The sequence below is a fragment of the Bacteroidales bacterium genome, assembly GCA_013141385.1.
Taxonomy (GTDB): Bacteria; Bacteroidota; Bacteroidia; order Bacteroidales; family Tenuifilaceae; genus UBA8529.
Window position 1 is genome coordinate 62,010 of sequence record JABFRB010000009.1, and the last position, 19,021, is coordinate 81,030.

A 19,021-nucleotide genomic window follows, 5' to 3' on the forward strand; every position below is an offset into this window, starting at 1 on the left:
TGCTAATCAATTAACGATTTCTTATTTATTCTATTTAAAACTACTATAAATACGCTTCCCCCGATCATTCCTGTTAAAACTCCAATTGGGAGCTCGTTTGGAGCAAGAATGGTTCGTGCAAGAGTATCGCATAGTACAAGAAAACTACCACCTGTAATAAATGAGCTGATTAGTAAAATTCTAAAATCAGAACCAGTTATTAATCTTATAAGATGAGGAATTATTAACCCTACAAAGCCAATTACCCCTGCCATTGAAACGCATATACCTGTTAGTAATGAGGTTATTACAAAAAGTATTTTGATAGAGACATCAGTATTTATGCCAAGATGCCGTGCTTTTTCTTCGCCCAGCCTAAGCGCATTAAGGGGTTGAACAAAGAGATAGGAGAGGAGAAGGCTTGATACGGATATGATTACAGTAGTGCCTATTAGCTTTGAATTGGGCTCATCAAGCGAACCCATAATCCAGAAAATGATACTATGGATATTCTCTGATGATGTTGTTGATAATAGAAACATCATAACAGAGGAGGCTATGAAGCTAACCATAACACCAACCAATAGCATTGTTTGAATTTTTATCTTACCATTCCTTATACTTAATGAATAAACTAAAAAAACAGTAACTAAGGCACCTATAAATCCTGATAGTGGGAGCATGTAAGTACCAACCAATTGAGGTAATCCAAACACAATTGTAAGTGCAACGCCTATTGATGCACCGCCCGATATCCCTAATGTATATGGCTCAACTAGAGGATTCCTGTAAATTCCCTGAAGAATAACGCCCGATAAGCTTAAAGCACCGCCAACCGCCAATCCGAGTATTATACGTGGTAGCCTTATCGTGTTGATGATCGTGAACTCAACACCATCCCCACTTTTGAATAGAAATCGGGATAAATCGCTTATCGAAATTTTTAAATCACCGCTAGTTAGGGAGTGGATAACAACAATTAAAGCAACTACTGTAAAAAGTAGAACTAGTAATAACCATTTTAAGTACTTCTTCTGCATGAATTGGTGTTTCTAATTTGTATCGTTTCCACGCTAAATTGCGTTTGGGGGTAAAGAACCGTTTTTTTATCCCCCATTAATTAAAAAACTAAAGTACGAAGAACTTTGGTTTCTGCATCTCAGCCCAAATGGAATTTAGCGTGTGTTGGGCGCTGGGTTTATTTTTTTTGTCTTTATCAATCCATAAATTATAAATCCAGTTCCTACTACAAGGTAAGGAAGGCTCAAAAGTTGTCCCATATTGAATGTCATTCTATCTTCAAATCCGACTTGGTTCTCCTTTACAAATTCGATAAAGAATCGAGCTACAAAAATTAATGTAATTACCAATCCAAAAAAGAATCCATTTTTAAGGTTTTCTCGTCTTGTTTTATAAAGATATAACATCAATCCGAATATTAGTAAATAAGAAAACGCTTCATATAGCTGAGCAGGATGTCGTGGCAAATTATCATTTTGTACAAAAATAAAAGCCCACGGAACATTTGTTGGAATCCCAATTATCTCAGAATTCATCAAGTTGCCAAGTCTTATAAAGCATGCCCCTAAACCTCCAACAATTGCTATTAAATCAATCGTTTTAATAATTGATTCCTTTGTCTTTTTGGCATAAATAATCAAAGCAATTATTAATCCAAGTGTACCACCATGACTAGCTAATCCTTGAAAACCCGAGAATTTATATCCGCCATCAGCAGTCGGTTGAATTGGCAAAATAATTTCTAATGGATGACTAAAATAATAAGAAGGCTCATAAAAAAGGCAATGACATAATCTCATTCCGACAAAAATCCCTATAATTCCATAGGTTGATAATTTTTCAAGATGTGTAATTGGAATATTTTCATTCCTAAATATCTCCTTAAGAATGTAAAAGCAAAGAATCAATCCACATGCAAAAAGTAATCCATAGTATCTAATCGAAATCCCAAAGATATTTACTATCTCAGGGTCAATATTCCAATGTATGTAATTTATTATCATAAGTTTTTATTGTTTCGTAGCATTTCTTAACCTTGCGGCCAACTACCTATTAATTATGAGAATTAAGGGTTTAATCAATAACTCCTCCTTTTTTAAGGCGGAGACTGTAATCATTAAATCTTTATGGGCTTTAGCCCTCTATTTTGTTTATGTCTTTTAAGTAATCTTCTAAAAAGTGATAAATGTTGGTCTCATTATATTCTGTCATTAGTAATCTAATCAATGTTGGGCTAAAGCCCAATGCCCTTTTTCTCTTTGACTCCGCCTTTTAGAGGCGGAGTTATTGATTGTGTTTTATTAAACCTTTAATTCGCATTAATTATAAATTAGTTTGGTGAGTTCTTCTACAACATCAATAAAAGTAACAGGAGTGGGGCTGCAAGCTTTATCGGAATCGATAATAAATATTTTTTTATTTTTTGCAGCATTTAGCTGTTTGCTCGAAGTCCATCTATCTTTTTCCTCTTCTGCAAGAATACCCATTGTTACAATAACAATAACATCAGGATTTCTAAGAAAAACACTTTCGCGAGTCATAGTTCCTTTTTGCAAGTCCGATGCAATATTTTCTCCACCAGCAAAAGTTATAAAATCGTTCATAAAAGTATTGGGCATCACTGTAAATATTGGCTTTGTTCCAATCTCGAAAAAAATCCTTGGTTTATTGCCTTTTGGGATATTGCTTATGATGCTATCCAATCGATGTTTCTGTTTTTTTATGATTTGATCAGCTACTAGTGTTTTCCCAGTATATTCAGCTACCTGCCTTAGGTTCTGGCATATCTCTTCATACGATTTTGTTGTTTGAAAAGCAATAACTTTAACCCCTGCCTTTTTTAATGTTTCAATGGCTTCAGGAGTTGTAATTGTTGTGGTTAACACCAAATCAGGTCTTAACATAATTACTTTTTCAATGTTTACATCTACGGCAGATGCCACCACCTCTTTATTATCTTTTATAGCAAAATCGCAGTAGCTTGTGCAGCCAACTAATTTATCGTTTGCGCTTAGTAGATATATTTCTTGTGTAATTGATCTCGATAGAGATACTATACGATTGTAGGTTTGCGAATAAGATGAAATGTTATAAACTAAAGTAAAGATGGCTACTAAATAGATTTTTTTGTAGTTCATAAAAATTAAATTCTATAAATGATAAATACAATTAACAGCTAATTGCTTTTAATAAAATTTTGGGAAACAGTGTGATAATAAATTAAACTTTTTCCCGAAGTCCTACATTAGGATCATTATTGGCAGGTCTTCTGGCTTGTTCCATCTTTTGCGGCCTTCCCATCCGGCTAATTCCGAAAAGTGGCATCGGGATACAAAAGATTAAATAGAACTTACAGCTGCGGGAACAGCTCCGGATTTAAACCGGATTCCCATTTTAAGGATATTCCAGTAATGGAATAATTCCACCAAACGTTACAAAGATAGGTTAAAATAAGCGAAAAGGGTATTATGCAATTGATAATTAATTTAAGTTGCTAGTGTTATGTTAATTCTGAATTAATGCCTTTATAATTTAGACGGGTTAACCCGTCTGTTATACTCCTAATAGTATGATTAATCTAGCAGTAATAAGTTAATTTGATTACATCACAACCTAGTAAATCACAAACGAAACGAACTGGCTATACCTTTTATCGGGAGAAATGCTAAATAGCCATGATGATACCTCCTCAAAGCTAGTGTTTTGATCTTCTCCATGATATTTAACATAAGGTATTCGCTCCTTGGTGAAAACGAATACTAATTTATTCTTTTCAGGTTCCTTTGATGTTTTCTCTAAAGGATAATCGATATTTGGGTTAAGTGGGAATGTATATGATTTTCCACCTTCCAGAAACTGTTGCTTTTCGTAAGGATTTGGGTATGTTAAGGAGGCCTCCTTTTCGTAAATATTAAAGATATTGATATAACAGTCAATTGATGGAATAACGGTAAAGGTTAACTTCTCATTATTCTGATACCCTTGTTTTATACCATTTATGGCAACATTAAAGGCAGGATCTGGACTGGTTTTGTATAGTATTACTGAGGCATCGATGGTTACCTCAATGTAAAAATTCTTAAACTCATCTAATCCTTTGGAATATTGCGCTGTGTAATCCTGCACTGCACCTCGAATTTCCGATTGCTTATCGGACATAAAGACCTCCTCAAACTTGCTTCCAATCTCACTCTTGAATAGCATATCATATGATCTGATATTCTCTGAAACTCCTGCTTTTTTAAGAGCATCCACTTTGGCTTCGGCTAACGCCTTCTGCTTTGCAGTCTCTTCGCTAACATCACCCGTAATACTGTATCGCCCTTTTGCTCCTTGGATATGCTTAATTTCTTGAGAACTGGAGGCTAAGGATATAATTATAAGTACTGCTATAAGGGTAATTTTTTGCATGGCATTAGATTTTTTTTTCGTAGTAAAGATATTTAAAATTGAATTACGAATAGTATGCCAAAAAAATGAAAAGTATAAAACATATCTGAACAATGATTAACGAAATTCAACACCCTCAACTGTATTCAACTTCCGAAATCGTTAATCATTGTTCAAAATTAATTTTTAGAAAAAGACTTTAGGGCTACTCATCCAAATCCCTATCCACATCCTTATCGCCTCTTCCCGATAAATTAACTATAGCCAACATCTCCTTATTCTTAAGTACTTTTGCTGCAAGGGCAATTGCGTGCGATGATTCAATGGCGGGTGTTATACCCTCAAGCCTAGAAAGTAGCTTAAACGCATCAATTGCATCGTTATCAGTAACAGGGATGTAACACGCCCTATTACTATCTTTTAAATAAGCATGTTGTGGGCTAATGCCAGGATAATCCAACCCGGCAGCAATAGAGTGAGACTCTATAGGATTCCCTTCATCATCCACTAAACAGTAGGAATATGTTCCCTGAAATACTGCGGGTTTTCCAAAGGTCAGTGTTGCTGCTGTATTATCCTTTGTTGCTTCGCCACCACCTTCGGCTCCATATATCTGAACCTCCTTATCATTTAAAAAACCCGAAAATAGACCTATTGCATTTGAGCCGCCACCAATACAAGCAAAAATTGCTTGAGGTAGCCTTCCCTCATGGTTAAGGATTTGGTTACGAGCCTCCTGACCGATAACACTTTGGAAATACCCGACCATTCTTGGGTAAGGATGAGGTCCAACCTGCGAACCCAGCATATAAAATGAGGTGGGATGCTCAATATAATACCCTAACGCAACATCAACCGCATCCTTTAGCGTTGCAGTACCCATTTCTGTTGGGATAAGTTCGGCTCCAAGCAGTTTTATTCTACTCACATTTAACGCTTGGCGTTTAATATCCTTTGCGCCCATAAATATCTTACACGGAATTCCCATTAATGCAGCTGCGGTTGCTGTTGCAACTCCATGCTGACCAGCTCCAGTTTCGGCAATAATCTCTTTTGCTCCCATTCGCTTCGCAACAAGAATTTGTCCAATGCAATTGTTTATCTTATGAGACCCAGTGTGGTTAAGATCTTCGCGTTTCAGATATATTGTAGATCCTACATATTCTGAAAGTCTTTTGGCGTAATATAGAGGCGATGGGCGACCAACAAACTGCTTTAGGTAGTGAATATACTCTTTATTAAACGAGGGATCTTTAACTAATGAATCGAACGTATTTGCTAAGTTCATCAAAGGTTTAGCCAATACATCAGGAACATATGCTCCTCCATAATTGCCATAAGTACCATTAAAAGTTAGCATTTCCGAAAGGGGCGATACTATAATATCTTTTTTTACTATTGTTGTTTCCATGACTATTAATTATTTAAAGGTTAAACATGGAGGCGCAAAGAACAAGGATGATAATTTAGTGAGATATTATTCTTGATGCTCACAATGTTCTAAGGTTCTATGCTTTTTGATTTAATTTTGACTATGATTGATTATATATAAGGGGTGATTACGAATAATCACAAGCACCCACGTAGGGCGCAAAAATTTAGATGGCGGGGAAGCCCCGCCAGAGCCATGCCCATACAATTGTGGATTGTGCTTGTGGACTCACAAGGTGAGAGTTCTGAAACTTGATATGATATTTATTAAATCCCATTATCCTTTTTTAGGAGTATATTGAACTTGAGTGAAAAATATGAAAGCAAGTTGCCATATATTATTTAACGTGAACTCGATGTAAGCCTAACATATTGACTCTAAGCATAGCGTTAGATTGTTGCTTTGTCATGCTGAACGGAGTGAAATCCGAAGGATTCGCTGAAAGCAACCATCTGTTTTATAAGTGATTAGATCCTTTGCTTCGCTCAAGAGACATCTTACATTGAACTGACTTTGTTTAAGTATCTTAATCGTAATAATTTATAAAAAGATAAAGGCCGCAGGGGTTTCCTGCGGCCTTTATCGCCATTGGTAATGGCAAATTAGGTTAACGCCCCCATATTTGGAAGATTTTACTGTGCCACCACCATGAAATATTTGAAAGCGTTAAAATCATACTTTAAACTTTTAACTAGAACAAAAATAATCTTTTTTTTAAACGCAAATACTTTAATAAGGAAATAATTTTATTTTTTTTAGAAACTATCTTATGTTAATGTGAGTTCGATGTAAGCATAACATATTGATCTTAAATATAGTGTTAAATCGTTGCTTTGTCATGCTGAACGGAGTGAAGCATCTAAGTTCCTCCGCTTCGCTCAGGATGACAGGGGGAGATCCTTCGCTTCGCTCAGAACCGAGTTTGCGAGTTCGGCCGAACTTAGATCTTTTAATCTGGCGCAGCCACTAGTTCACCTTTACTCTTCTGGTTAATCGGTAGTGAAAATTAATACTTTTAATTGAATGCAAATCTAAAGGCGCAGCCAATGATATCTTACATCGAACTAACGTTATGTTAACTATTATGGAATAATGTTAACCAATTTAATAAGCCTCGTGTTTGAAATTTATATGTTAAAAATATATGAAGTATTATACTTTCTTAAATAGATGTACAGTGCTGTTTGTTTAATCTTGTTTAATTTCAAAATGAACAAAATATAGAAAAAACCGATAATACTCAAAACTTGAAATATGGCCTCATCTTAGCAAAAATCACTATATGCAGCTAATATGTGAATGAAAATAATTCGATTTGTTTAATAAAAATGAAGTTTTATGAAACTTTTAACTGAATTTTATGTAATAAAAATGGTTACATGTTTTATCTTAGTATTAGAATTATAATTCTTATAAAATTATTAATTGAATTAAAATTTAACCTTATGGCACAATTTGTTGCATTCGATCAAAATGTTGAGGTTAACAAGGTGACAATTATGTCCGTTGTTAACTCAATGGAAAAAGGAAAAGAAACAAGAATTAGCATCTTGGAGAAAAATGGTATTAGTATTGAAAAAAAAGAGTGGTATTCCCAACAGAGTTGGCTTAACGCTTTTAAAGAGATTGCTAATACACTTGGTGATATGAATTTATTCCTGATTGGCAAAGCAATAATTGATAGCGCGAAGTTTCCTCCAATAAATAATTTAGAGGAAGCTCTGAGGTCTTTGGATATTGCTTACCACATGAACCATAGGCTAAACGGTAAGGTTATGTTCGATAGCCAAACTGGTACAAAGACAGAGGGAATTGGACACTATAGGCTAACGGATTTCAATGCCGCTGGGAAACACGCAGTAATGGTTTGCGATAATCCCTACCCAAGTAAATTTGATGAGGGTATAATCACACAGCTTGTTAGAAAGTTTAAAACAACAGCAGCAACGGAATCCATTAAACTCAATTTAACAAAGGAAACCCGAATTAAAGGTGGACATTCTTGTACTTATAATATTACTTGGTAAAATTATTAACCTCATAAGGGGGTGTGAAATAGATTATTTTTGAAAATAGCAATTCATTTTTGTGATTTTTAAAACAATCAAAAAAATTAGCTCTTTAAAAATGCGTGGTTAGGCATTTCAAACAAATTCTTAGTTTTCTTCAATTATTTGAAAAAGCGCTAAATATTTCACCCCCTTATCTCTTATCTACACTTTAGTTAAGGATAAACACTCATACTCTTTTCTATAGGATAGAGAACTTAACCCCTTTCTCTTTTGATCCTTTCTTAGCCTAACGTCAGTTCGAAATAAGGAATTATATTGAAGAGTTAAGAATTTAAGACATTATACATTTTTGATTTTGCATTTATGCAAAATTAAAAACCTCTGTGTTCTCTGTGTTTATCAGTATCAGCAAACATTATTATGGTAAATTTGTATCTTATTAAATCAAGCACTTTGTTAAGTCCAAAACTTAAAATCTCTGTGTTAAAATCTCTGTGTTAAAACTTATGTCGAACTCAGATTAACCTAAGTTGATGCTTGACAGCAACTAGTAACTGGCAATTTGAATTAATTAGTTTTTTCGGATAGCCTCCACAGGGAATAAGTTAGGAATATCCCGTATTGCTTTGATTCTATTGCATAAAAATTACCAAAGGAATAAATATCGCAAAATGCGATAGTGATGTATGGTGTGGTTAAAAGATTAAACCCCAACCCCTTGAAAAGGGGCAATAACAGAGTTGTGTGATGGTTTTCTCCTTCACTTCTAAGTTTGATGAGAATTATTAAAGGAATAAATATCGCAAAATGCGATAGTGATGTATGGTGTGTTCATTTGTGTGAGGTTTTAGACCCCAACCCCTTAAACAAGGAGCAATAACAGAGTAGTGTGGTGGTTTCCCCTCCTTTTTTAAGGAGGGGTAGGGGAGGTAAATTCAATACAGAAGCTGTTTTCCTCCCTTTTTTTATGCAGGTGGTAAATTAGGAATACAATGGAAATTGGGCAACAAAATCCCCTGTTCAACGCTATCATGACTTAGGGGAACAGGGGAAGAGGTGATGGTATTAATTGTGTACCTTTACGAAGTGTTTATTTAAACAGTTACACTTTCCTGCGGATTTATTTTATTTTTTATTGGATTTTCTGCTTTTATTTTATTTGGTGAGGGGATAAGATATTCGAATAGCTTTGCTACGGTAGCATCTTTGTTTAGGAAAACGTGCTGTCCTAGTGCGGAGATCTTGCTTACTTCATCCTCAACGGCACGTTGAAAAATGTTCTTATCCATTGTTTTTGATTTCCGAGTGAACATGGCGTTGCCCTGTAGCTCTTCGGCTTTGATACCAAATAAAAGGGTATTGATAAATGAGGTACAGGAATAGAATCCTTTGTTATGTCCATAGACCATTTGAATGCTTGACTTGTTTAAGTTACACCTTAATATATATGTGGATAATTTCATGTTTAATAGATACGTTTTTTATATGCTATAGTTAACACTTTTTAGTGCCTAATATTATAGCTATGTGATATATACCAAAGAAAAAAATAAATTTTTTTCTAAAAAATGTTTGATATAAGAATTATTTTGTTTACTTTTAAAATAGGTAGTTTGAACATAAAATCCAATAAAATCAAAGCTTTCAGGCTAAAAGTTTAACAAAATAGGGTAATTGGTTTTAGAAACAGGGTAAATGCCAAACTATTGCTAATAGTAAAGTAACTGTTCTTTGTTTTTAGGAGTGTTGGGCTGTTGGATAGATTTCAGACATCGTTTGAAGGAGTTCGGGCATAGTTGGAAATGATAAGGACATCGCTGGAAGGAGTGTATATTTTTTTGTGTTTTATGTTTAATTATTAGTGAGGATGATTAAGGTTCTTTAGTAGAATTTTCTGGTGAATGGATTCTGGACTTAGGTTTTATTCATTTAACAAAAACTAGTGTATGGTAATAGAAAAACCGAATATATATAGCTTTTAGTTAATGAAATAATCTTGTGAATGAAAGAGTGATTTTAAATGCGAACTTTATAAAACATACATAACCATTATGAATCCTATTAAGAAGAAAAAACTTGAAGATCAAGTAGCCTTAATGAAAATCAATGATTTGCCGTTAGGTGTTTATATTGTTGCAGATGATGGTGAATATATAGGAGAAAATAAAAAATTAAAAAGAATATTACGACTAAATGAAAGTGAGCCAATTACTATATATAGCACTGATCTATTTAAGGATAAAGAACAGAGAAAAGAAATTCTAGAAAAAGCGAAGGCTCTTAATGGGAATCAATGGGTTGAAAATGAACTGCTGCACTTAAACAATCAAGGGGATTTTTGGGTAAAAGATTATTTTAAGCCAATAAAAGATGTTGATACTGGTGAACTGTTAGGATATGCAGGATTTATAATTGATTATACCGAAGAATACAAAAATAAACAGCTAATTGAGAATATTCCATTGGGTACTTATGCTGTTGATAAAAATGATAAGATTGTTAAAGTAAATAGTGCTTTATGTAATATGCTAGGATATTCATCGAATGAGTTAGTGGGAGAAAACGTAAATATAGTTTACCCTAATAAACATGATGATTATAATATTAAACAAGAGATTATTGAAAAAGGTAATATTAATGAAAAGATATTTGAATTAGCAAAAAAGAATGGAGAATCTATTTATGCAAAATTAAGTGCAATTGCCCTCTTCTCTGAAACTAGTGAATACCTTGGAAGAGAGGGTATAATTAGGGATGTAAACACCGAGTGGCGGTATAATACATTACTTGAATATGAACCAGTCGGTTTTTATATGGTAAAAGAGGAAAAGGGGATCAGTGTTGTAAATCATTGTAACTTACAGTTCGCAAAAATATTTGGATATGATAGTACAAGTGAAATCATTGGAAGCAGGGCTCTGGATTTCTTTTCGGATGGAGATGAATATCAAAAATATTTAGATGCTATTAAACAGAAAGATAATATTGATCAACCTTTGGTGGCATATATTTTCAACGGTAGGAAAAAATGTAACGATTTATTTAAAGTTGAAATTAGTAGTAGGTTAATTCATGATCAGGATAATAAAATTATTGGAAGGGTTGGTGTAATAATTGATAAAACCGAAGCAATTGCAAATAGTGAAAAAATCTTGGAACTTACTGCTGATATTGGCAGAGTACTTCATATTTACACCTCCACATTACTTTTTCTGAAGTTATCAACTGAGAGTATATTACAAGGATTTGCTGAAACAATTAAGTCCAAAGTAAAGAACATCGATGCAGAAGAGTTAAATAATTTGTCAATATTTCCTTTGAATGAATTTAAAGGAGGCTTAAAAGAAGTTATTGAGCACCTAGTGAAAATTGAAAAAAATCCAGATAAAGAAATCCTTCTACGTAATTGTTCGAGACTATTCGAAGTGGCTGAGAATATTGCCAATATTCAAGAATCAGGGTTCAAGATTCCAATTTTAAGGGATACGGCCGTTGAAGTGTTGACCTTACTAGGGGGTGGTTCTGCAAATATTCTAAATAGTAGCATTAAAGAAATATTACAAAAAACTTCAAATGAAATTCTAAAATTATGCAGCTGTATATCGCTTTTTGGTATGCAAAATTCAATTGCAGAAATGCATTATCAAGTTCACTCACTACGAGAATATGTAACTTCTGGTATAAGAGAACCTGAAAATGCTAAAACTATTTCTGCTTATTCTTTAATATCTGAATCAATAAAAAATCACGATGAATTTGCCAACCAAAGTGGAGTGGAAATTAGAAGAGATAAAGAAAATTCATTTTGTAATGTCGAAGTAGTAGAAAGGGATATGGTGCGAGCAATAAGTAATATTATCCACAATGCTATTAAATATTCATGGGGGAAAAGAGAGAACAAACCCTTTATTAGGATTTTTACAACAAGAAAGGAGGGAATGCTTTACATTAATATCGAAAATCGTGGTGTACCAATTAGAAAAGAAGAAATTGAAAGTGGTCTTATTTTCCAGATTGGTTACAGGGGAACTTATTCAGGTGATAGGGGAAGAATGGGTACTGGTATAGGACTATCAGACGCCCGTAACGTAGTATTAGAGCATAAGGGTGTGATTATGGTTGAAAGTATCCCGCAATTTGTTAATGAATATGCATATAATCAACCATTTATAACAACAGTAGCCATTGGATTACCCATTAAAAGCAAATAAAATGAAGAAGAAAGTACTATGGATTGAAGATCAGGCAGAATTGGATCTTGCAGCACTTGCGGGGCCCGTTTACACATCGGGAGAATATTTTTTAGATGTTGCTGGGGATGCATCGGATGCATGGGAAAAAATTAAAAAGAATGAATACGATGTAATTATTGTTGATATAAGAATACCACCCGGAGATGCTGAGGCATTTCATAAGTATTTTATAGTTAAGGGTCATAATAAAAACGATGCTCGTTTAGGTATTCAGCTACTGTACCTATTGCTTTGCCCAGAAAAAAACTCCGAGAAAGATATATTTAACAGGAAATTGGAAAACATCCCATCATGGTTGAGTAAGGAGAAGTTTGGAATACTTACCGTTGAAACTGAGGCGGATGTTGAAAAGGACAGAGTTATTTTAGGCATCAATACTTATAGGAGAAAGGAAGGAATTTCGAAGAAGACTATTCTTTTGGATTTAATTAAAGAGGTGGTGAACCAAAATAAAATTAAATAATATGTATCCACAAATATCTGAAGCATGGGGCTCAGGTTATATGCAAGTTATAGTTACACTACTTGTTTTCGCATTAGGTATTCCTGCAATTATATATAGTTTATTTATACCAGAAAACATTAAGAAAATTGTTTACAAAAGGGAAAAGCGTTTTTGGTTTAATTCGTTTATAATTTATATAGTTTTTTCTATTTTAATGTTTGTTTGGATACTACATCCTTGCCCTGACAAGGTACTTAATGAAAACCTTAATCTTTTGACAGGATTAATCTTAACTTCTGTTATCATAATTATATGCATTAATTTTTTGAGAAGACTATCTAAAAATATTGGAGAAAAAACTGTTAAAAAAATATATTTTGAGTTTGAAAAACAATATAAGAAAACCAATAGAAAAATAAAAACTAGAACCATTGAAAATGAGGCCTTATATGATTTAATCGATCTTGGTATTTATGCAAATTCTGGACATGAGAAACAATTAATTATTGAAAATTTAAAAAAAATCTCAAACCTGATACTTGATAATAAACCCTATAAAACTCAATCCCTAGATGATATTATTTATGGTATAGAAAAAATAGTATTAGATAAAAATAAACCGGGTAATGATGATGATGTAATTGAAGCGGTTAATTTTTATAAATTCATAATTGATAGATTAAAAGAATCAGGGGAGAACGGTGATTTTGACAAAGAATTAGTATTAGCCAGAATATGTAACATAGCGGTTAAAACAATAAACTATGTTAGTGACGATACTACATTTATTATATTAAATATTATTAAAAATTACAAAAAAAGCGAATGGATTTTTAATGTAGGACTTGTAGGGATGCAAAACAAGAAATATATAATAGCCCTAAGCGTACTAAGTAGTTTGGAAGAATTAGTTGAACTGGCAGGAGATAAGCATAACCAAGATACATATTACCTTGTGGGAATGATTTCATATTTTTGGTTTGACGGTAATTCTGGACAAATGCGAGCAGATAAATCATTTGAATTATTAAGAGACATTCATAAAGTAGATGTTGAACAAGTACTAAAACAAGCTCAAAACTTTTTTTATGTTACCTGTGAATTTGAAACTGCCGATAAAATAAATGAATTAACATTAGCAAAATTTAAGAAATAAAGACACATGGGTTATGCAGCAATTCTTACTTAGGAGGTTGTTTGAGAAGTCCTTTGCGTAGCATAGTATTTAAGATAAACATAAGTATCACAAAGAAAAAAAAGGATAAATTTTATACTTTTTAGAAAGTTTCTTTCTTAGTGGAGTCCAGAACCCACTCAAATAAACGGGGTGTATTCCGAAAGGCCAAAAGAGTAGGAGGAAATAGTATTGCACTATGGAACTAAGGCATGTACCAAAATACAGAGTGGGTAGGTGGTTACCCTCGGATAGGGATTACCTCACCAGCTGGATTGAAAAGAAGGTTATTCAAGCCAATGCAAGCGATAGACCTTTGCACCCAACCCTGCTGGCGTAGACTCGTAGTCTTTACCTCCATGCTAGCTGAGTTTTTGGTGTTTAAACCTAATATAGTACTAAAAGCACAATTTTTTGATTCGAGTTTTGAAAATAGAATTGTACCTTTGTAAAAAGAGGAGTTATGAAGCAGATTCAACTATATACAAAAATCAACTATTTGCCAACGGATTTAAAATCGGAGGTAAACGATTTTATTGATTTTTTATTGAGTAAAAGGAAAAGTGAAGCAAAGAAAAAACAACCTAAGTTTGGTTGTACTAAGGGACAAATTTATTTATCGCCTGATTTTGATGAGCCATTAGAGGATTTTAAAGACTTTATGTAATGGATTTGCTACTTGATACCCATACGCTTATCTGGTTTCTAAATGGTGATGAGAAATTATCAAAAAAAGTTAGAGCCGCAATTGAGGATTCCAAAAATTCAAAGATTGTAAGTATTGCTTCGATTTGGGAAATATCTATAAAAATCAGCCTAGATAAATTTAGATTTCCAAAAGGATTTAAACGTTTTCTTGAAATAGTTGACGAAAACGGATTCGAGATATTACCAATTACATTTGAACATGCTATGGTTATTTCGACTTTAGAGTTTATACATCGAGATCCCTTCGATAGACTTTTAGTTGCTCAATGCAAAAGCGATAATCTGGTTCTTGCTACAAAGGATGAAAATATAAAGCAGTATAATATAAAGACTATTTGGTAGTATTAGCCAGCCCAAGGCTGTTCGTGTCTCTGCTTTAACATACATTAATTAATCCAATGTTTCCGTTTTTTAATTCATGGTTAATGTTAGAATATAAGTGTATCCAAAGGAATTAAAAAACCAAGCTATTCAATGAATTGATACTAGATATAACAAATCCAAACCAATACCCAAGTGGAGTCCAGAACCCACAATAATAAACGGGGCGAATTCCGAAAGGCCATAAGAGTAGGAGAAAATAGTATTGCATTATGGAACTAAGGCATGTACCAAAATACAGAGTAGGTAGGTGGTTACCCTCGGATAGGGATTACCTAAGTAGCTGGATTGAGAAAAAGGTTATTCAAGCCAATGCAAGCGATAGACCTTTGCATCCAACCATTCAGAAGTTAAAGGATCTGATTGAGAATGATCCAATCCTGTATATGTGCTTTACGGGTATGTATGATGATATCCCGCAGGGGTACAATGCTCCTATAAAGAATTTTGATACTATGCTGCTGGTAATGAATGAAATTATTTCGGAGTCTATTAGCTATAGCGTTATTGAGGATAATATTGGCCTGGTGGGGTTTCCTATAAATGCTATTCTGGATTGGGCTATGGGTACTCAAGGGGGTTATTTGGCCTTTACCAATGAGAGGGTAAATGAAAGCCTATATAATATTCTTGAGGTTTGGAAGAAGTTTTTGGGTTCGAACGATTCCAGATATGTACTCATAGAAGGGGAAATTCCTCATCAAGAGACATACTATACAAACCCTATAGGATGGTTTAGCCCAGCAGCATTGGAGGCACTTGCCGCCGCAGATCCATTGCGCGGGAAAGGCTCGCCATACGAGGCAAAGGCCAATTTTATATATAATTTTAAATGCAACCCAAAGGCAGAGTTTTGGGGTTTTAAGAGTTGGGATGATTTTTTTATCAGGGAGTTTAACGCAGGAGTGCGTCCTGTAGAAAGCCCTGCGGATGATAATGTTATAGTTAACGCTTGCGAATCGGCACCTTACAATTGCCAAACAGCAAAAACCAAGGATAAGTTCTGGATGAAGGGGCAGCCCTACTCATTATATGATATTATGGCGCATGATCCGCTCTCGCTAAAGTTTAAGGATAATAGTACGGTTTATCAGGCGTTTTTATGCGCAAAGAGCTATCATAGGTGGCATAGCCCGGTAAATGGCACTATCGTAAAGGCATTTAATGTTAAAGGTACATACTATGCTGAGGCTCCTGTAGCAGGGTTTGATCCGGCTGGGCCAAACGATTCGCAGGGTTATATTGCAGAGGTAGCTGCTAGGGCAGTTATTTTTATTGAGGCGGATAATAAGAGTATTGGACTAATGTGCTTTGTGGCTATTGGAATGGCGGAGGTATCGAGCTGTGATATTTATGTTAAGAAGGGACAACATGTTAAAAAGGGCGATCCGCTAGGGACTTTTCATTTTGGTGGTTCAACGCATTGCTTGATATTTAACGAGAATGTTAAGTTAAAGTTTGATTATCATAACCAAACGCCTGGGTTAAGCACATCTAATATCCCGTTAAGTGCTAAGATTGCAACGGTTATAAAGTAGTTGTGATTTTAAGTAGGAGTCTGTTCTAAAAGATTAATAACCGCAGAGGACACAGAGAAGAAATCGCAAAGGTCGCAGAGTTATTAGGCAATACATTAATTCTTTGAGAGCTTTGCGAAATCTTATGATCCTTTGCGGTTAATTGATTTTTTTGATAATTTCTTAAAGGGATACATAATTCCATTATTGAATGTGATATTTCGGTGCGCTGCACCTTTGATTTTGATGGTAAATTTTTTTCTACAAATATTTCGGTGCGCTGCACCTTTGGTTGTAATTGCTTTCTTCTACAAATATTACGGTGCTCTGCACCTTTGATTGTTACGGTAAATGGTTGTCTACAAATATTACGGTGCGCTGCGCCTTTAGTGGTATTTACAATATTTTTCTACAAATATTATGGTGTTCTGCACCTTTGATTTTGATGGTAAATGTTTATCTACAAATATTACGGTGCTCTGCACCTTTGATTGTTATGGTGAATGTTAATCTACAAATATTTCGGTGCTCTGCACCTTTGGTGGTATTTGCATTATTTGCTTTCTGCTACAAATATTACGGTGCGCTGCACCTTTGATTGTTATGGTGAATGTTAATCTACAAATATTTCGGTGCTCTGCACCTTTGGTGGTATTTGCATTATTTGCTTTCTGCTACAAATATTACGGTGCGCTGCACCTCTGATTGTTACTGTAAATGGTTGTCTACAAATATTATGGTGCGCTGCACCTTTGGAGGCGACAACAAATATTTGTCTACAAATATTTTAGTGCTCTGCACCTCTGTTAGCATTTACCTTATTGGGCATATAGAATAAAGGGAAGTGAACATCTTTTTTGCGTATAATCTATTCATTAATAGAATTCTAGATTACATAATAATCGATAATTTTTATTTGCTGTTGTATGGCAAATAATTTTTTTTAAAAAACTTCGTTTTAAGATAGGGTGGTAGGGTGTTAGTTACTCTTTATATAAATAGAATACTATACAATATTTTTATTATAAAAAAGATTAATATTCAATAGATTGAAAAGAATCAGACTACATCTATTAATTCTATGTATCCGCGGAAAAATACCTTGACGTTTCCGTGGAAGGATTGATTATTAAATTATTATATAATAAATTGTAGGCATACAAAGTAAAACTTAAAATATAAAAAGATGAAAAATATATTAATTGGGCTACTATTTGCACTTGCAATATTAGCTGGTTGTTCAAAGAATGAAAATATAGGATTGGCTGATAGCAATAATCCTACAACAGATCAATCAACGCTTCAGGGTAAGTTAAATATCCTTTCAATGGGTATTCTTGGTGCATCAGACGATGAATTAGTAAAGGAGATATTGTATAAAGAGGTTGAAAAAAAGTTTGATGGGGAGTATAATGTGCTTTTTAATACCCTTATTAGCGAGTGTAGAAAGAATGGCGTTGATCTAATTGGGATTATGCAGAAACATTTGAATACTATGGGCTATAACGAGAACATAGAAGAAGTTTTGAAATCATTTCAAAATGTGGAGGGAGTTAACTACTATCCGCAAGTTTACGTGCCGTTTTATTCAAATAAAAACCAATTTAAAGGAACGCTTAAAATGGCTTCTAGTGTTCAGGTTGTAACCGATAATGTTCAAGAGGGAATTACTCCAAAAACTAAATTTATAGGATTACAACTTTCAAGAGATGCAAAGAATAGAATTAGGGAGGCTATTATTGATGAGAATATTGCTGTGAATAATCCGGTTTGGGTTGTTTCTTTGAATGAACGGGTAAATAACGATGGAATTTATGTTAAGACAGAAGTGCCAACTAACACAAAAGAGTTTAAGAATACTGTGATGGTAAGCTATAATGTTCCTAATGTTAGTTCTGTTGAAGGCTGGACTCGTGGAGGTCCAGAATTTACCGTTAGATTCATTCCATTGTCAGGTCAAATTGTTTCGCAGCAAAATTTTGAATCTACCAGAGATGAGGTTAATGGTAATGCTTGGAAAACGGTAAATAGATATATTTTGTCATGGGATCCTAATATTTTGAATCGTTACCTTGTTGCTCATTGGCTTGAGCGTGATGGTGGTAGTTCAAAGATTCTCGACTTGAAATTTACAGTTTATGGTTTTACTGTAACCCTGCCAATTACAGTTGGTAGTGATGATGATGATGCAGGATACCAAGCTATGTATTATGACGATCTGAGCGCACCTATTTTTAATACTGGATGGGTTAGATGGGATATGCAATAATTTTAAAGAAGGTGTTGATTAATCGGAATTGGAATAGGTAAAGCGTAAATAGGTTACGAGGCTGTCTAAAAGAAATTTAGGCAGCCTCGTTATTTTTATATCTTGGTATGTTGCACCTATGGTTTCATTTATAAAATTTGTCTACAAAGATTTATACTATGGTGTGAAAGTATTGTAAGATTTTCAATAAATTAGAACAGATATTCTTGGTTATATCCAACATTCTTTATCTGGCATTTCTGTATATTCCTCTTTATTTCACTTCCTTTTGTTATACACTTACTTCGATAAAATAAAATACCACATCGTCTATTTGTATACAAGAATGTGTAAGAATATGGTAATTTTTCTGCTATTTGATTTTCAATTATAATAATATATATGTTCTAATATTTGTTATAAATATTATTTATCATAAATATATTATTTATATATTATGTA

General features: G+C 33.9%; 15 protein-coding genes and 1 riboswitch. Of the genes, 9 read left to right on the forward strand and 6 right to left on the reverse strand.

Annotated elements, in window-relative coordinates:
• Window positions 1–2 precede the first annotated feature (2 nt).
• The 5 genes from HOO91_05350 to trpB all read right to left on the reverse strand — a co-directional run bounded on the left by HOO91_05350 (window position 3) and on the right by trpB (window position 5,800).
• A complete protein-coding gene (locus tag HOO91_05350) occupies window positions 3–1,019 on the reverse strand; it encodes an iron ABC transporter permease (protein NOU16967.1) in 1,017 nt (338 codons plus the stop codon).
• A gap of 135 nt (window positions 1,020–1,154) precedes the next feature.
• A complete protein-coding gene (gene lgt, locus HOO91_05355; GenBank protein ID NOU16968.1) occupies window positions 1,155–2,003 on the reverse strand; it encodes a prolipoprotein diacylglyceryl transferase in 849 nt (282 codons plus the stop codon).
• A 315-nt stretch (window positions 2,004–2,318) separates the two neighbouring features.
• The gene (locus HOO91_05360; protein ID NOU16969.1) at window positions 2,319–3,137 is read right to left on the reverse strand and encodes an ABC transporter substrate-binding protein; all 819 of its coding nucleotides are present in this window, start codon (window positions 3,135–3,137) and stop codon (window positions 2,319–2,321) included.
• A 103-nt stretch (window positions 3,138–3,240) separates the two neighbouring features.
• Window positions 3,241–3,444, reverse strand: a riboswitch (cobalamin riboswitch).
• Between the two features lie 168 nt (window positions 3,445–3,612).
• Entirely contained in the window at window positions 3,613–4,410 is a 798-nt protein-coding gene (locus HOO91_05365) for a DUF4384 domain-containing protein (GenBank protein NOU16970.1), read from the reverse strand.
• 184 nt (window positions 4,411–4,594) lie between these two features.
• Window positions 4,595–5,800 carry a tryptophan synthase subunit beta gene (gene trpB, locus HOO91_05370; GenBank protein NOU16971.1) on the reverse strand — a complete coding sequence of 402 codons (1,206 nt, stop codon included), beginning with the start codon at window positions 5,798–5,800 and terminating at the stop codon, window positions 4,595–4,597.
• Between the two features lie 1,466 nt (window positions 5,801–7,266).
• Here trpB and HOO91_05375 point away from each other — a divergent pair.
• A complete protein-coding gene (locus HOO91_05375) occupies window positions 7,267–7,848 on the forward strand; it encodes a hypothetical protein (protein NOU16972.1) in 582 nt (193 codons plus the stop codon).
• 1,079 nt (window positions 7,849–8,927) lie between these two features.
• Here HOO91_05375 and HOO91_05380 read toward each other — a convergent pair.
• Window positions 8,928–9,296, reverse strand: a complete 369-nt coding sequence (locus HOO91_05380; protein NOU16973.1) for a hypothetical protein — start codon at window positions 9,294–9,296, stop codon at window positions 8,928–8,930.
• A gap of 588 nt (window positions 9,297–9,884) precedes the next feature.
• Here HOO91_05380 and HOO91_05385 point away from each other — a divergent pair.
• The 8 genes from HOO91_05385 (at window position 9,885) to HOO91_05420 (ending at window position 18,580) form a co-directional block, all read left to right on the forward strand.
• Entirely contained in the window at window positions 9,885–12,044 is a 2,160-nt protein-coding gene (locus HOO91_05385) for a PAS domain-containing sensor histidine kinase (protein ID NOU16974.1), read from the forward strand.
• 1 nt (window position 12,045) lies between these two features.
• A complete protein-coding gene (locus HOO91_05390; protein ID NOU16975.1) occupies window positions 12,046–12,549 on the forward strand; it encodes a response regulator in 504 nt (167 codons plus the stop codon).
• A gap of 1 nt (window position 12,550) precedes the next feature.
• Window positions 12,551–13,687, forward strand: a complete 1,137-nt coding sequence (locus tag HOO91_05395) for a hypothetical protein (protein NOU16976.1) — start codon at window positions 12,551–12,553, stop codon at window positions 13,685–13,687.
• Window positions 13,688–13,904: 217 nt separating this feature from the next.
• Window positions 13,905–14,045 (forward strand): hypothetical protein, encoded by a 141-nt coding sequence (locus HOO91_05400; protein NOU16977.1) that lies wholly within the window; start codon window positions 13,905–13,907, stop codon window positions 14,043–14,045.
• 123 nt (window positions 14,046–14,168) lie between these two features.
• Complete coding sequence (locus HOO91_05405) at window positions 14,169–14,372, forward strand: DUF2281 domain-containing protein (protein NOU16978.1); 204 nt, start codon at window positions 14,169–14,171, stop codon at window positions 14,370–14,372.
• Window positions 14,372–14,755, forward strand: coding sequence for a type II toxin-antitoxin system VapC family toxin (locus HOO91_05410; protein NOU16979.1), 384 nt, complete (start codon window positions 14,372–14,374; stop codon window positions 14,753–14,755). The genes HOO91_05405 and HOO91_05410 overlap by 1 nt, the downstream gene beginning before the upstream one ends.
• 251 nt (window positions 14,756–15,006) lie before the next feature.
• Window positions 15,007–16,332, forward strand: a complete 1,326-nt coding sequence (locus HOO91_05415; GenBank protein ID NOU16980.1) for a phosphatidylserine decarboxylase family protein — start codon at window positions 15,007–15,009, stop codon at window positions 16,330–16,332.
• Window positions 16,333–17,497: 1,165 nt separating this feature from the next.
• The gene (locus tag HOO91_05420) at window positions 17,498–18,580 is read left to right on the forward strand and encodes a hypothetical protein (protein NOU16981.1); all 1,083 of its coding nucleotides are present in this window, start codon (window positions 17,498–17,500) and stop codon (window positions 18,578–18,580) included.
• Window positions 18,581–19,021: the final 441 nt, after the last annotated feature.

What these genes read in the sequence shown, in the direction of transcription:
- HOO91_05350 (NOU16967.1), bottom strand. Translation starts at nt 1,019, where the DNA reads ATGCAGAAGAAGTACTTAAAATGGTTATTACTAGTTCTACTTTTTACA.
- lgt (NOU16968.1), bottom strand. Translation starts at nt 2,003, where the DNA reads ATGATAATAAATTACATACATTGGAATATTGACCCTGAGATAGTAAAT.
- HOO91_05360 (NOU16969.1), bottom strand. Translation starts at nt 3,137, where the DNA reads ATGAACTACAAAAAAATCTATTTAGTAGCCATCTTTACTTTAGTTTAT.
- HOO91_05365 (NOU16970.1), bottom strand. Translation starts at nt 4,410, where the DNA reads ATGCAAAAAATTACCCTTATAGCAGTACTTATAATTATATCCTTAGCC.
- trpB (NOU16971.1), bottom strand. Translation starts at nt 5,800, where the DNA reads ATGGAAACAACAATAGTAAAAAAAGATATTATAGTATCGCCCCTTTCG.
- HOO91_05375 (NOU16972.1), top strand. Translation starts at nt 7,267, where the DNA reads ATGGCACAATTTGTTGCATTCGATCAAAATGTTGAGGTTAACAAGGTG.
- HOO91_05380 (NOU16973.1), bottom strand. Translation starts at nt 9,296, where the DNA reads ATGAAATTATCCACATATATATTAAGGTGTAACTTAAACAAGTCAAGC.
- HOO91_05385 (NOU16974.1), top strand. Translation starts at nt 9,885, where the DNA reads ATGAATCCTATTAAGAAGAAAAAACTTGAAGATCAAGTAGCCTTAATG.
- HOO91_05390 (NOU16975.1), top strand. Translation starts at nt 12,046, where the DNA reads ATGAAGAAGAAAGTACTATGGATTGAAGATCAGGCAGAATTGGATCTT.
- HOO91_05395 (NOU16976.1), top strand. Translation starts at nt 12,551, where the DNA reads ATGTATCCACAAATATCTGAAGCATGGGGCTCAGGTTATATGCAAGTT.
- HOO91_05400 (NOU16977.1), top strand. Translation starts at nt 13,905, where the DNA reads ATGGAACTAAGGCATGTACCAAAATACAGAGTGGGTAGGTGGTTACCC.
- HOO91_05405 (NOU16978.1), top strand. Translation starts at nt 14,169, where the DNA reads ATGAAGCAGATTCAACTATATACAAAAATCAACTATTTGCCAACGGAT.
- HOO91_05410 (NOU16979.1), top strand. Translation starts at nt 14,372, where the DNA reads ATGGATTTGCTACTTGATACCCATACGCTTATCTGGTTTCTAAATGGT.
- HOO91_05415 (NOU16980.1), top strand. Translation starts at nt 15,007, where the DNA reads ATGGAACTAAGGCATGTACCAAAATACAGAGTAGGTAGGTGGTTACCC.
- HOO91_05420 (NOU16981.1), top strand. Translation starts at nt 17,498, where the DNA reads ATGAAAAATATATTAATTGGGCTACTATTTGCACTTGCAATATTAGCT.